This window comes from Candidatus Thermoplasmatota archaeon (assembly GCA_018814355.1).
In the GTDB taxonomy this organism is placed as follows: Archaea; Thermoplasmatota; Thermoplasmata; order UBA10834; family UBA10834; genus COMBO-56-21.
Window position 1 is genome coordinate 39,526 of the sequence record JAHIZT010000052.1, and the last position, 14,009, is coordinate 53,534.

The following is a 14,009-nucleotide window of genomic DNA, read 5'->3' on the forward strand; positions in this document are numbered from 1 at the left end:
AGGGGGTATATAAGCATCGAGAACGGTCAGAACAGTGGATGTCGGTCGTTCTCTAGAGGATTGTCGGGTGCAAGAAGTGGGCTTGGGATAGAGTTCAGCGATCAGACCCGTTCGTGGTCTCATCTTCCTGCCGATGTCTCTTCCTAACGAGGACGAGTCTGCACTTCTTCACCTTGGCGATGACTGGCTTGCCGAAGTGTACCTCCAACTTGACACCTTCTCAAAGGCAGACTGATCGCCCCACCCTGACGACAGTATACCTTTCTCAGGAACCGTGTTACGCGTTCTGTCCTATTTAAACCAGATGTCGCCTTCATGGACTCAGCGGACGGAACCTCTACGGAGGTTTTTTCTAGGGTCACTGTTGCGACCGGTACTTGGCTGCCTTGGCAGCCAGCAACTTCAGCTCTTCCCTAAGCCAGTCAACATCCTTGGCAGAGGTCTGTCTGACCACGTGGGCTGGAAGGCCCATGACGAACGATTCCGCGGCTATTCTTGTACCAGGCGGCACGAGACAGCCCGCAGCTATGACCGATCTCTCCCCGACGACGGCTCCGTCAAGAATGAGTGCTCCGATGCCAACAAGCGTCTCATCGCCCACCTTGCACCCGTGCAGCCGTGCTGAGTGCGAGACGATGCATCCGTCTCCTACGATGACGGATCTCCCCTTGGGTGCCTCCGCGAACGACATGTCCATCATGGCTGATCCCCTGCCTATCTCCACCATGTCGTCATCTGCTCTGAGTACCGCACCGGGCCAAACACTCGAACTATCGCGGAGGAACACCTCACCAATCACAACGGCCGATTCGTCCACGTAAACGTCCGAGCCCAGAGTCGGGCTCTTGTTCCCGAAACTCCTGAGAACCATGGACCCCTAATCGACGCTCGAACCGATATAGCTTTCAGGTGTGATTGGCCGAACGAACAGCTTATCTACAGCGAACAGCGTTTCCACGGATGTCGCTATGACGCAATGGAGGGCACCCTCTCCCCCGGAGGTCCTGTTAATTGTCGCAGTCCAATGACTACGAATCACCCATCCTCAAGACTCTGCATCGTCTCTCCGCAAAGATGCAGAACCTACAGGGTTCGGAGGAAGGTTTCAGAATCATCGCAGACGAGCTCAGGTCCATTGCGAACTCCGACTACGCAGCCGTTTTCCTGGTCGACAATGACAATTCCACTCTGAAGCTCGTGGGTCTGTCCGGATTCGATAGGGACAAGGCCAAGAGCCTGCCGGTCGTCAAAGTGGACGAGGAATACAGACGGCAGGTCTTTGGCGCTAACGGACCCAGGATCTTGAAGCTCCGCTCACAATCTGATTTCCCGAGCGTCGCCCAAGACCTCGCAAAGGCGACCGATATGGAGACAGGTCTTCTCTCACCGATCATGCTGAGAGGGGAATTCCTCGGATATGTCGCCATCGGGAACAAGAAAGGGAGCCCCGATGTCAGCGAAACCACGGAAGAGCTCATGGCCTCGTCATCAGACGCCGTCGCGGTGGTCATCGACAGCATGCGGATCTACTCGAAGCTCAGCCAGGCGAAGGAGAACACGGACCGTATCTTGTCACTGGCGCCTATTGGAATCTTCAGCTGCGACCCGAAGGGCATCTTCAAATCGGTCAACCGACAGATGCTGGCCATGCTCGATAGCGACTCAGAGCAGGAGCTCATTGGAACCAGCGTGTTCGAGCTCCCCGTCGTTACGAAGTCCGGCCTGGACGCGCTTCTAATGCAGGGCGTAGAAGGACATGAGGGCGAGAAGGCAGATGTTCACTTCGTTCTTCGCTCGGACAGAGCGCTGTACCTGCACGTGAAGGTCACTCCCCTGAAGACTGAGAAAGGCGATGTCCAGGGGCTCCTAGCCGTCGCAATGGACATCACATCCAAGATAAGGCTCCAGAACCAGCTCGAGAGGTCGTACGAGAAGCTCACACAGACATACCAGGAGCTGGAGCGGGTGACCAAGATGAAGACGCAATTCATCGATGTCGTCTCGCACGAGCTAAGAACCCCGCTCACCGTCATGAGGGGTTACATCGACCTTGTGGAGTCCGAGTACTCAGCAAAGCTCGAGCCCAAGTTCGGGTCGAGGCTCAAGATCATCAAGGCGAACACGGACAAACTCTACGGCCTTGTCGAGAGCATGCTCGATGTCAGCAGACTCGAAAAGGGTTCGCTCATGATACACCCCGAACCCGTCAGGATCGACACCATCCTGGAAGAGATAGTCCGGACCATGATTAACGACGCCGAGGTGAAGAATCAGACTCTCATCCTCGACATCGAGGGGAAGTTGCCGCTCATCATGGCCGATAGGCGGAGACTCAAGGACGTTTTCAGCAATCTCATCGACAACGGATTGAAGTACACGCAGGAAGGGGGCAGAATCCAGGTGAGCGCGAGGGACGAGGGACGTATGCTGCATATCTGGGTCAAGGACAATGGTGTTGGCATCCCGCTCGAGAACCTCGGCAAGATCTTCGACAGGTTCCACATAGTGACCAGCGACGACCTATCCCATCAGGTCAACAGACTCGGTCTTGGACTGCCAATCGCGAAAGGGATAATCGAGGCGCACGGTGGCAGGATCTGGGTCGAGAGCCAGGTGGGCAAAGGCAGCGTGTTCCACGTCGACCTTGTCAAAGAGTCCCCCAAGTAGATTCTAATACCTCAAATACTTCCGAGCAATCTCCGAACCCGATGGTAGCTAGGGAGAAGAAAAACGCCATATTCCTAACTGTCCTCGCTAGCCTGATATGGGGCACATCGTTCCCGGGGACGAAGTGGGGCCTTGGGTTCGTGGGCAACGACGTCTTCTTCCTGTTTCTCAGGTTCCTGGTCGCATGCGCCATCACGCTCTCCGTGGTCGTCTACTTGGGCAAGCTGAGGCTGTCCATCTTCAAGGAGCCTATGATGTGGGTGATCGGAGGGTTCAATGCGGCAGGGTTCGTGCTGCAGTACGTCGGCCTGAATGACCACACCGGCTACGGTACCACGGCATCCAAGACGGCCTTATTGGTGGACATCAACGTCGTCGCTGTCGCCATCATCTCCTACTTCATGTTCAAGGAACGTCTGGGCCGGATCCAGACCGCAGGCATCGTGTGCGGAACGGTCGGCGTGATCTTTCTAACGCTCAACAAGGATCTCGTGTTTGACCCCAATCAGATCGTAGGCGACATCATGGTCTATATGGCCGGCTGGAGCTGGGCGTTCTTCATAGTGTACAACAAGCGGATGCTGGGCAAATACAGCGGCGTGGAGATTAGCTCGGCAGCGATCACAACATGTGCTTTTTGGCTCGTGCTGCCGACCTCCTACCTCTTCTATAAGGGTGCGGACTTCTCGATAGAGCCGGTCGGTTGGCTGATGATAATCTATCTGGGCCTGTTCTGCACATCCATCGCGACCCTGCTCTGGGCAATGGGCCTCGAAGGAGTCTCGGCCACCGCATCAGCGACCATAATGCTGATTGAGGTGCTGACCGCATTGGCATTGTCTATCGGCGTTCTCGGAGAGACCATGAGCGTCGCCGCCACCTTCGGAGGCGTTCTCGTCCTATTGGCGATTTTCATGGTGGCGGGGACGGGCATCGGTGAAAAAGAACCGGTCAAGTCCGCCTAGGCCTCTTCTGGCCGGCATGAGCGAACGCCCAAATCGAGCGATCAGCCTAACGTGCCCGCGTAGTCCGAGACGCCGTCTAATATCATCTGCACGGCATACGCAGACGCCAAGAGCCCCATGACCCTGGTCAGGGCTCTCGTGCCGGCCTTGCCGATGAGCTTGAAAATCAGGTCCGCGCGCACCAGAATAAGCGTGGAAACCAACATGACGGTGATTAGCGAAGCTATCACGAGCGGGATTTCTGATGTCCCCGAGAGGATGATGACGACAGACATTGCGCCTGGTCCGGCCAGCATGGGAGTGCCGAGCGGAACGAACGCCATGTCCTCGGGTAGCTGCTTCTCCTCGACCTCCTCTTCCCCCTTGCGCCTGGACCTGGGCGGGTCGCCCTCGTAGAGCATGCTGATACCTATGACGAGCAGGAGCAGTCCACCGGTTATGCGCAGCGCATCGATTGAGATGGACAGATAGTCGAGGATGGCCTTTCCGAGCACGGAGAAGACGATCAGGAGGGACGTCGCGAACAGAATCGAGTACCTCAGGGTCTTCATCCTGGCAGTCCTGTTCATGCTACCTGTCAGCGTTATGAAGAGCGGGAGCACGCTGAACGGGTCTATGATGATGAACATCGGAATGAACACGAGCAGGAACTCAACAGCCATTGGCACGAGCACGGTATTTCTGCTATGTTTCGCTCTCGCAAGTCTGGGCCGCAAACACCTTTACCACTGAGTCGCATTTGCCGCGCAAGAACATGCCTAGTGATTCCTCGCTCGAAAGGATATACGAGCGCATTGACAAAGACAAGGGCAGGCACATCGCGAACGTCACGAGACTGCTGAAGCAACCGAGCTCCAGCCAGCAAGACATAGGGATCAAGGAGTGCGCGGAGCTGGTCGCGAAGATGTACGAGGCCGCAGGTTGCGAGAAGGTCGAGATCGTCAAGACCAAGGGCAACCCGATCGTGTACGGCGAGTGCAAGGGAGAGTCGGAGAAGACGCTCATGGGCTACTTCATGTACGACACGATGCCCTACAACGAACCCGGCTGGAACCATCCCGCCATGGGCGCCAAGCTGGTCGACATGAAGCTCCCTGCCGGGAAGGTGAAGGCGATCGTCAACAGGGGTTCTGACAACACCAAAGGTCCCTTGGCCGCGTTCCTCAACTCGGTCGAGGCGAGCGACAAGGCCGTCGGGAGGCCCCCGTGCAATCTCATACTCGTGGCCGAGGGCGAGGAGGAGCTCGGGAGCCCGAACCTTCCGTCATATTTGCAGAAGGACAAGAAGAGGCTCTCGAGAGCTGACGCGTGCTATTTCCCCTACTTCGCCCAGGACTCGGACGGCGCCATGAACATCTACCTTGGCGTGAAGGGCGTTGTGTATTTCGAGCTTGAGTGTTCGGGCAAGAACTGGGGCAGGGGGCCGCAGGAGTTCGCGATACACAGCGCAAACAAGGCCTGGGTCGACAGTCCCGTCTGGCGCATGATTGACGCGCTCAAGACGATGACTTCGGACAACGGGAACAAGATCCTCATCGACGGATTCTATGACGATGTCGCTCCGCCGTCCGAGGAGGACAAGGAGGTGATTGCCGCGTCCGCCAAGACCTTCGATCCGAAGGCGACGAAGGACGCGATGAAGGTCAAGCGGTTCATGATTCCCGATGAGGAGAAGGCCGAGCTGCTGAGCTTGTTCACTTACGGCACGACCCTCAATATCGACGGTATCTGGGGCGGATGGATCGAGAAAGGATCGAAGACCATCCTGCCGCACAAGGTCACGTGCAAGATCGACATCAGAGTGGTGCCGAACCAGAAGAAGGACAAGATGATGCCGCTCGTTAGGAAGCACCTTGACAAGATGGGGTACAAGGACATCACGATGAGGGAGATAGACACCGGCTACGACTGGTGCAGGACGAGCGTGAAGGCTCCCGTCGTCCGGGCGTTCATCAGGTCGTTCAAGGCGTTCGGCGGCGAGCCCACCATTTGGCCGACCTCCGGAGGGTCCGTTCCGTTCTTCGTGTTCAACAGGATTCTGAAGCTCCCGTTCACGATGGGAGGCATGGGACACAGCGACCTCGCGCACAGTCCAAACGAATACATGGTCGTAGAGGGGAACGCTAAGATCGCGGGGTTGGCAGAGATCGAGAAGTTCATGGTCCACTTCATGAACGAGTTCGGTCAGTCTGTCTGAAGCGCCTTTCTGTACTCCTCGAGGACGACTCTGGCAGTGCTGTCCCAGGAGAACTCCTTCACTCTCTCCATTCCTGCATCGCCCATGCGCTTCCTGAGGACAGGGTCGTCCAGGAGCATGATGATCGCTCTAGACAGCGCCTTCACGTCCCCCGCATCCACGAGAATGCCGTCTACGCCGTCTCGGACGAGCTCGGGAATGCCCCCGACCCTCGAGGCGACGACCGGCTTGCCGCAGGCCATCCCCTCCATCAATGAAAGACCCCAGCCTTCAGTCTTCGACGGCAGGACCACAAGGCTGCAACCCGCGTAGAAACCTAGGAGCATCTCCTGGCTCACAGACTCGTGGAACTCGATGTTGTCGCTGATGCCGAACCGATCCGCCAGTTCTTTGAACCAGCGCTGTTCGTCCGTTCCCCTGAACCCGGTTTTCGCGACCGAGATCAGACGAGTACCCGGCATCTTCCCCACGACATGCACCATCGCATGGATGAGCTGCTCGAGACCTTTCCTGGGTTCGAGGCCGCCCACGAAGAGGATCGTCGGGGTCTTCGCTTCACGCGCGCGCGTCGCACTGAAATCGGATGCATCTATTCCGTTGTAAGTTACAATCGACTCGTACCCGTAGTCGCGCGCGAGAGCGTCCTTCCAGTAGTTCGAGACGACGAACCTGTGGTCTGCGTGGGCAACTGCCCTCTCCTCGAACTCAAACAGTCTTGGCTCGGCGAAATCGTCGATGTGATGAATGGTCCTGAAGATCGGTGCGGAGATCAGTCCCTTCGCCTTCATGCTTGCCAGGGACGTGCCTCCAACACAGTCCTGGGCGTGATATATGTCCGAGTCCCGCGGAAGGTTGTCCGAGTATGATCCGATCATCCGTTCTAGCCGCGTCATGAGCTCCGGGCTCCAATCGTACGGGAATATCTCGAACGGGACGGATACGTCGCGGAAGTATTTCTTGAGCGAGTTTGGGTCGTCCGACCTCGCCAGAGAAAAGAGCGTGACATCGACTCCGAAAGCCTTCAGGCGCTCCGCGAGTTTGAGCGCGTGCACGACACCTCCTCTTGGCCTCGTGCTGTATGTCAGCATCGCCACCTTCAATTCGGCATCTCCGGTCGCGGCAACGCAGTCTTGTGATAATTCCTTTCTCCCTGGAGGACAAGGACTCCTCGGAGATTGTTGCACGGAGTTGGACGTGACATTCACACCAATTTCGAGGTCAGACAGTCGAAGGGTTTTCGAGCCCTCCGACCGTAACTGAGAAATGTTATTAAGCGCGGGACATTTATCCCCTTCATGTTGCGAGCAGTCAGCATGCCCAGATGACGCTGTGAATGGCGCTTGGGCATCGTTCGAACTGCTCCTAGCCGCTCGCTGGAAATCGCAGGGAGTTCCTGGGCTTCGGCGTTCGAACGAGCAACAAGTAGCATCAACCTGTTCCGGGCTGGGGCGAAGTATGCTCAAGGGGGAGAACACCTCATCTAAGAGAACCAACGAGCAACTGCTATGGTTCGACGAGATTGGTCTCAAGGACCTCCCGAAGGTGGGCGGCAAGAACGCCTCCCTTGGTGAGATGATTCGCCACCTCACATCCGTGGGCATCAGGGTGCCCGAGGGTTTTGCCGTAACCACTAAGGCCTTTCACGAGTTCGTAGACGCTGCCGTTCTCGAAGAGAAGATTCAGGCAGCTCTGGTGGGGCTTGACCCTGACAACCCGTCCGATGTGGCTCAGAGGGGCAAGGTCATCAGGAAGATGTTTCTGGATGCCGACTTCCCCCAGGAGCTCAGGAGGGAGATAGAGTACGGATACTGGGAGCTCGGGCGGAAGCTGAACATGCCCAACCCAAGCGTCGCCATACGCTCGAGCGCGACCTCCGAGGACCTCGAGGGAGCATCCTTTGCGGGCCAGCACGAGACGATCCTCAATGTCCGTGGAGAGACCGCAGTGCTCAAGGCGATCAAACAATGCTTCGCATCTTTGTTCACCGACAGAGCGATCGCATACCGCGTCCACAAGGGCTTCGGACACATCGGGAACGCGCTCTCGGTAGGGGTGCAGCGCATGGTCAGGAGCGACTTGGCTTGCTCGGGCGTGATGTTCACGCTCGACACCGAGAGCGGCTTCGACGGCGTAGTCTACATCACGGGTTCGTGGGGCCTTGGTGAGATGATAGTCCAGGGCGCTGTAAACCCGGACCAGTTCTATGTTCTCAAGTCCGCTATTGGAAAGTTCGAGGACCCGATCGTCGAGAAGAAACTCGGCAGCAAGCATCAGAAGCTCGTTTACGCCTCGAAGGGTCCTGGCATGGCCGATGCTGAGGTGTCCGAGGCCGACAGACAGAGGTTCATTCTCGCGGACGATGAGATCGTCACTCTTGCCAAGTGGGCTTGCATCATAGAGAATCACTACAAGAAAGCCATGGACATCGAGTGGGCCAAGGACGGAATCACCGGGGAACTGTACATCGTCCAGGCCAGACCAGAGACGTTCCATGCGGTCAAGTCGCAGAACGTGCTGGAGACTTATGTGCTCGAATCGAAGAGCGAGGTGCTCGCGCGCGGCGAGGCCGTCGGGAGCAAGATCGGCATGGGCGTCGTGAAGGTTCTCGAGAGTGCCTACGAGATCTCAGAGTTCAAGAAGGGCGAAGTGCTGGTAACGGACAAGACCGACCCGGACTGGGAGCCTATCATGAGAATCGCATCGGCTATCGTCACTGACCGAGGAGGCAGGACGTGCCACGCTGCGATCGTGTCGAGGGAGCTCGGCATACCCTGCATCGTGGGGACGGGCAATGGCACAAGAGCGCTCAAGACCGGTCAGCAGGTCACGATCGACACCTCCGAAGGCCAGGGAGTAATCTACCAAGGCCTCCTGAAGTTCAGGATCGACAAGACCGACCTAGCGAACCTCCCGAAAACTCGCACCAAGATCATGATGAACGTCGGAGTGCCTGAGCACGTGTTCACTCAGGGCCAGATACCATGCGACGGCGTCGGTTTGGCGAGGCTGGAGTTCATCATCGCATCCCATATCGGCATCCACCCGTTGGCACTAATAGAGTTCGACAAGCTCAGGAAGAAGGCGGAGACGGACCCTGATATTGCCAGGGTCGTCGACCAGATCGAGGAGAGGACACACGGGTACGAGAACAAGGAGGATTTCTTCGTCGAGATGCTCGCGTGGGGCATAGGCAAGATCGCCGCGACATTCCACCCGAGAGACGTCATCGTGAGGCTGTCGGATTTCAAGACCAACGAGTACGCAAGCCTGCTCGGCGGAACACTGTACGAACCTAAAGAGGAGAACCCGATGATCGGTTGGAGAGGTGCTTCGAGATACTACGCAGGTCCTTTCAAGGAGGCCTTCAAGCTCGAGTGCATCGCGCTAAAGCATGTCAGGGACAAGAAGGGACTGACCAATGTGAAGGTCATGGTCCCGTTTTGCAGGACCCCTGAGGAAGGTAAGAAGGTCATACACACGATGAACGAATTCGGGCTCAAGCAGGGGGAGAACGGACTGGAGGTCTACATGATGGCCGAGATACCGAGCAATGTCGTCCTTGCGGAGCAGTTCGCAGAGGTCTTCGACGGCTTCTCGATCGGCTCGAACGACCTCACTCAGCTGATGCTAGGTCTCGACAGGGACTCGGAGCTGGTGTCCCATCTGTACAACGAGAGGAACCCTGCGGTCAAGCACATGATACAGAACGTCATAGAGCGCGTCAAGAAGACGGGCAGGAAGATAGGGATATGCGGTCAGGCGCCGTCCGACTTCCCTGATTTCGCTGAGTTCCTGGTCGAATGCGGCATAGACAGCATCTCCCTCAATCCGGACAGCGTCATAAAGACCAGGCTGCTCGTGGCCGAGAAGGAAAAATCATTGGGCCAGTAACATTGATTCTCTTCCCGCCCGCTAGCAGTATCAATTTTGATAACGTTTATTAGCCTAGACGCCGTTTTCCCAATTCTGTTCTCCCCCTACTTTTTCTTGGCGATTGCTGGGGAGGGCCATCTCATCAGAACTGTTTCAGAGCCCGAAGTTTCTTGGTCTTCTTCCTGGAGATGTCGACTTCCTTGTTCCAGACTGTCAAAAGGTAGAACCCTATGGGCAGGATAGATATGGCAAGGATCAAGAGGCTCTCCCTTGTGCCCCAAGCGGTGGCCAAGAACCCGAATCCGATCTCGACCGGGGCCAGCACCATCGTGAAGAGCAGCGTGCCGATTGAAACGACTGTGGACCGGTGCTGCGAGTCCACCCTTTGGTTGATGTAACCGTTCGTGATGGGTCCGACTAGGATCGAGACGGAGTAGATCATGAACTGTATGACGATGGCTGCTGGGGACTTCACGAGGAACACGATCCCGAACGAGCCGACGATTGACAGGAGGATGAACAGCAATGAGCTCTTCTCGCCCAGCCTCCGCTCGATCTTGCCTGCCTGGGTAGCCACGATGCCTCCGACGATTGTGAACGCACCGATGAACAGGCCGATGTAGAAGTAGTTCAGGTTCAGGTCATCGTTCATGTAGACCGATCTGAAGATGGCCATGACGTACAAAGCGATCTCGACGATGATCTGGAACGCGATCAGAACGATGATGGCCCTCGATGTCTTCACGTGGTTCCATCCGACGGTCAGCTGGATTTTGAACGAACCGAACTTGGTCCGGTCCACCTTGGGCTCCCTCAGAAGCAAAACGGTGAAGGAACCCGTGAGACCCACGAACGCGCTTATGATCAGGGTGAGGTCGAGCCTGTCCGGCAGAATGTACTGAACGATGACTCCGCCGGTCACGCACGCCAACGCGGACATTACTGCCATGACCGCCCATGACTTAGCCATCACCCCTATGAACTCGCCAGACCGCTTCAGCTCCAGGAGCGTGTCGTAAAGGAACGGTGTGTCGCCGCTGACAATGAAGCAGACTCCGATGGCCCACAGGATGTTCGATGCCAGGAACTGCCAGAACTCCGTGCTCAATCCAAAGGCCAGGACTCCGGCGGCGAACATCACCTCGCCAATGAACAGCATCAGCTTCCGGCCGTACTTGTCTCCCAGCAGTCCCGCAGGCAGCTGAAAGCAGATCATCGTCGACCAGAAAACCGCATCGACGATCGTGAGCAGAAAGAGGCTATCCAAGTACTTGTTCGCCCAGAGGGTCCAGAAGGGGATCCAGAGTGAGAATGACGTGACCGCTTTGAAGAGAAAGTATTTCCTGATGCGGTCGTCCCCTGCTGCCATCGTGGCCCCGTATGTGAAATGGTCTATAAACTGATGCTGTGGGCGCCTGTTCGATTCAGGAATTCGCCTACGAAAAAATCAATGATCTCGGAGGGAGGGACGAACCGCTCCGCTCCGGTTGTAGTTTGATCAGAGCTTCTTCTCGAGGCAGTTCATGCCGTACTTCGGGAGCATCTTCACGAACGGTGCTGGGTCGAGCATCTCCGGCGGGAACACACCTTTCTGTTTGATCTTGCCCTGTGCGAACAGGATCGCAGCTATCGCGAGCGGAACGCCTACAGACCAAGCGGTGGCGCTGTTCTTGTACTTGTCCCAGATCTTCTTGTGGTCGAGTGAGGTCCAGATGTAGTACCCGACTTCCTTGCCGTCCTTTACACCCGTCGTGACAGCTCCTATGGCACACTGGCCCTTTGACAGGTGGCCCAACTGAGATGGGTCTGGGAGCACGGCGTTGACCACATCCCTCGGTGCAACCTTGGCCCCCTTCACATCGATCTTGTTTGGGTTCGACAGGCCGAGCTTACCGATCATCTCTATCGCGTCGACATACTCGTCCCCGAGGGCGATCTTGAAGTCGCAATAGTCGCACCCTTTGCCCAGGACCTCGCCGATGTATGTCGGCAGGGTCTCGGCCTCCTCGTGGTCCACATTGTATATCGGTATCTTGCCGACGCCGTCCGGGAAATCGAAGATCTCCTTGTTCTCGAACGAGCCGTATTTCCTGTAATGCCCGTCTGCGTAGTAGGTCGCAGGCATGAGGACCTCTTCAATTAGCGTCTCAGGGGACCAGAGGGGCGCGAAATCATAGCCTTCGACATAGCCGTTGTCCCCATCCCTGATCAGGATCTTCTTGACCTTGTCCATCCTGTCAGCGGCCATCCTCGCAAACATGTTCGAGAGGCCGGGGTCGCACCCGATGCCCAGCATTCCTGTCAGGCCCAGTTTCTTCCAGGCTTTGTCCTTCTTGAGATACATGAATGACGGTGGTGACGGCTTGATTATTCCGCCGGCCTTGGTCTTGTCCAATGCGATGTCCCAGGCCGTGTTCGCGTAGTGAACCTTCGCCTTCTCGCAGGCGTCCATGACGGCACCGCAGTACCTTGGTATCACCACGTCCAGCACGATGTCCAGACCTTTGAACGCCTTCGCCATGCTCGTTACGTCGGACGCGTCAATCTTCTGAACTGAAACCTTGTCGTTCGATATCTTCTTCTGAAGCCTCTTGCCCTTCTCCGGGTTGCGTGCGCCAAGTATCACCTTGTCGAACTCATCGGATTTGGCGAGGACTTCAGCGGTCACTGATCCAATCGCTCCCACTCCAAGAACCATAGCCTTCATTATTTCACATGCCTACGAGAAACCGGCATATGCCCAGCTCCCCCACCGTCCAATGCCTAGCGCCTAGATAAACCTCTCGCGCCCTTCGAGACCAGCGTCTAGCTGAAATCGTGGGCTGAACGATGTCCGGGCAACTGGGCTCGAAGTCTCTCGTAGGCACTTGACACTAGCCTTGGTAGCGCGGCTCAGTAGCGCCTCTGTTCTATGGTGTGGACGGGCATGCCGTACTTCTTAAGCAGAGGCAGCCAGGGCTCCGGGTTCAGCATCTCCGGTGGTATGACGCCCTTCTGAGAGATCTTTCCCTGCGCAAACAGGGTCGCCGCAATCGCTAGGGGCACGCCGACCGAGTAAGCAGTCGCGCTGTGGCCGTACTTCTTGAAAGTGTTCTCGTGGTTCAGCTGGACCCAGATGTGGTAGCTGACATCCTGTCCGTCTTTGATCCCTTTCGTAACCGTGCCGATGGCGCAGTCGCCCGTGGCCCTCTCACCGAGGGTGGAGGGGTCGGGTAGACATGCAGCGACGACATCCCTCGGAGAGACCTTCGCGCCCTTCACGTCGATCTTGCCGGGGTTCGAGAGGCCGAGCATTCCTATCATCTGGATCGCCTCGACGTATGCATCGTCGAGTGCTATTTTGAAGTCGCAGTAGTCGCAGCCCTTGCCCAGGACCTCGCCGATGAACGTCGGGAGCGTTTCGGATTCCTCATGGTCGACGTTGTAGATTGGGAGGCTTCCGACTGGGGCAGGGAACTCGAAGAGCTCCTTCCCGCTGAACGGGGGTAGTTTCCTGTAGCTGCCATCCTTGTATATGGTCGCAGGCATGAGGACCTCTTCGATCAGGGTCTCGGGCGACCAGAGAGGAGCGAACTTATGGCCCTGGACCATGCCGTTGTCGCCGTCTCGGACGAGTATCTCCTTCACCCTGTCGAGCCTGTCAGCCGCCATCCTCGCGAACAGGTTGGACAAACCTGGGTCGCAGCCCAGTCCCATCATCCCGGTCAGACCCGCCTTCTTGAACTCCGGATCCATCTTCAGCTGCTTCCAGGCGGGGGTCTCCCTAATGACCTGTCCCGCTTTCGTTTCGTCCAGCGCAACGTCCCACGCCATATCGGCGTAGCTGGCGTGCGCTTTCAGGCATGCGTTCATGATGTTCATGTTGAACCGCGGTATGACGCCGTTCAGGATCAGGTCAAAGCCTTTGAACGCCTTGGCCATGCCGTCCACGTCGGACGCGTCTACCTTCGCCACGGTAACCTTGTCGCTCGAGATTCTCTTCTCTGTCCGCTTAGCGCGCTCGAGGTTCACGTCCGCGATCACTACCTTGTCGAACTCCTCGGAGTGCGCGAGAATCTCTGCGGTCACAGAGCCCACCGCTCCGACTCCTAGCATCATAGTCTTCATAAAATCGTCTCCAAGGAGACCCTCCAATTAATTGGAGGGAGGAATTGGAGCGTCACCAGATATATGTATCTCCTCAGACAATCCACTCTCGTAGCTCCTACGGGCAAGTCGTCAGCAATGACGGGGCGGATAAGATGTCTGTGAAGCCTTCCTGTGGGAGTAGGCTGCTGATACCGTGACGGTATCTGAGGGGCGGCATC

Annotated in this window: 10 protein-coding genes; 4 read left to right on the plus strand and 6 right to left on the minus strand. The window is 56.9% G+C overall.

Going from position 1 to position 14,009, the window contains the following annotated elements; genetic code table 11:
- Positions 1–358: 358 nt before the first annotated feature.
- Positions 359–871, minus strand: a complete 513-nt coding sequence (locus KJ653_03580; protein MBU0684915.1) for a gamma carbonic anhydrase family protein — start codon at positions 869–871, stop codon at positions 359–361.
- Positions 872–1,011: 140 nt separating this feature from the next.
- Here KJ653_03580 and KJ653_03585 point away from each other — a divergent pair, with 140 nt between their 5' ends.
- Together KJ653_03585 and KJ653_03590 are read left to right on the plus strand one after the other, a co-directional pair.
- Positions 1,012–2,667 carry a PAS domain-containing protein gene (locus tag KJ653_03585; protein MBU0684916.1) on the plus strand — a complete coding sequence of 552 codons (1,656 nt, stop codon included), beginning with the start codon at positions 1,012–1,014 and terminating at the stop codon, positions 2,665–2,667.
- Positions 2,668–2,708: 41 nt separating this feature from the next.
- Entirely contained in the window at positions 2,709–3,632 is a 924-nt protein-coding gene (locus KJ653_03590; protein MBU0684917.1) for a DMT family transporter, read from the plus strand.
- Positions 3,633–3,673: 41 nt separating this feature from the next.
- Here KJ653_03590 and KJ653_03595 read toward each other — a convergent pair whose 3' ends face one another.
- Positions 3,674–4,294, minus strand: coding sequence for a MarC family protein (locus KJ653_03595; GenBank protein MBU0684918.1), 621 nt, complete (start codon positions 4,292–4,294; stop codon positions 3,674–3,676).
- Positions 4,295–4,386: 92 nt separating this feature from the next.
- On the opposite strand from KJ653_03595, the gene KJ653_03600 reads away from it, so the two are divergent.
- Complete coding sequence (locus KJ653_03600; GenBank protein ID MBU0684919.1) at positions 4,387–5,829, plus strand: M20/M25/M40 family metallo-hydrolase; 1,443 nt, start codon at positions 4,387–4,389, stop codon at positions 5,827–5,829.
- Here KJ653_03600 and KJ653_03605 read toward each other — a convergent pair.
- Complete coding sequence (locus tag KJ653_03605; protein ID MBU0684920.1) at positions 5,817–6,917, minus strand: glycosyltransferase family 4 protein; 1,101 nt, start codon at positions 6,915–6,917, stop codon at positions 5,817–5,819. The two genes, KJ653_03600 and KJ653_03605, sit on opposite strands and share 13 nt — an antisense overlap.
- 367 nt (positions 6,918–7,284) lie before the next feature.
- Here KJ653_03605 and ppsA point away from each other — a divergent pair, with 367 nt between their 5' ends.
- Positions 7,285–9,720, plus strand: coding sequence for a phosphoenolpyruvate synthase (ppsA, locus tag KJ653_03610; GenBank protein ID MBU0684921.1), 2,436 nt, complete (start codon positions 7,285–7,287; stop codon positions 9,718–9,720).
- A 124-nt stretch (positions 9,721–9,844) separates the two neighbouring features.
- Here ppsA and KJ653_03615 read toward each other — a convergent pair whose 3' ends face one another.
- The 3 genes from KJ653_03615 to KJ653_03625 all read right to left on the minus strand — a co-directional run bounded on the left by KJ653_03615 (position 9,845) and on the right by KJ653_03625 (position 13,809).
- A complete protein-coding gene (locus tag KJ653_03615) occupies positions 9,845–11,071 on the minus strand; it encodes an MFS transporter (GenBank protein MBU0684922.1) in 1,227 nt (408 codons plus the stop codon).
- Between the two features lie 129 nt (positions 11,072–11,200).
- Positions 11,201–12,409, minus strand: a complete 1,209-nt coding sequence (locus KJ653_03620; protein MBU0684923.1) for a saccharopine dehydrogenase NADP-binding domain-containing protein — start codon at positions 12,407–12,409, stop codon at positions 11,201–11,203.
- Between the two features lie 185 nt (positions 12,410–12,594).
- On the minus strand, positions 12,595–13,809 hold the full coding sequence (locus tag KJ653_03625; protein ID MBU0684924.1) for a saccharopine dehydrogenase NADP-binding domain-containing protein: 1,215 nt from the start codon (positions 13,807–13,809) through the stop codon (positions 12,595–12,597).
- Positions 13,810–14,009: the final 200 nt, after the last annotated feature.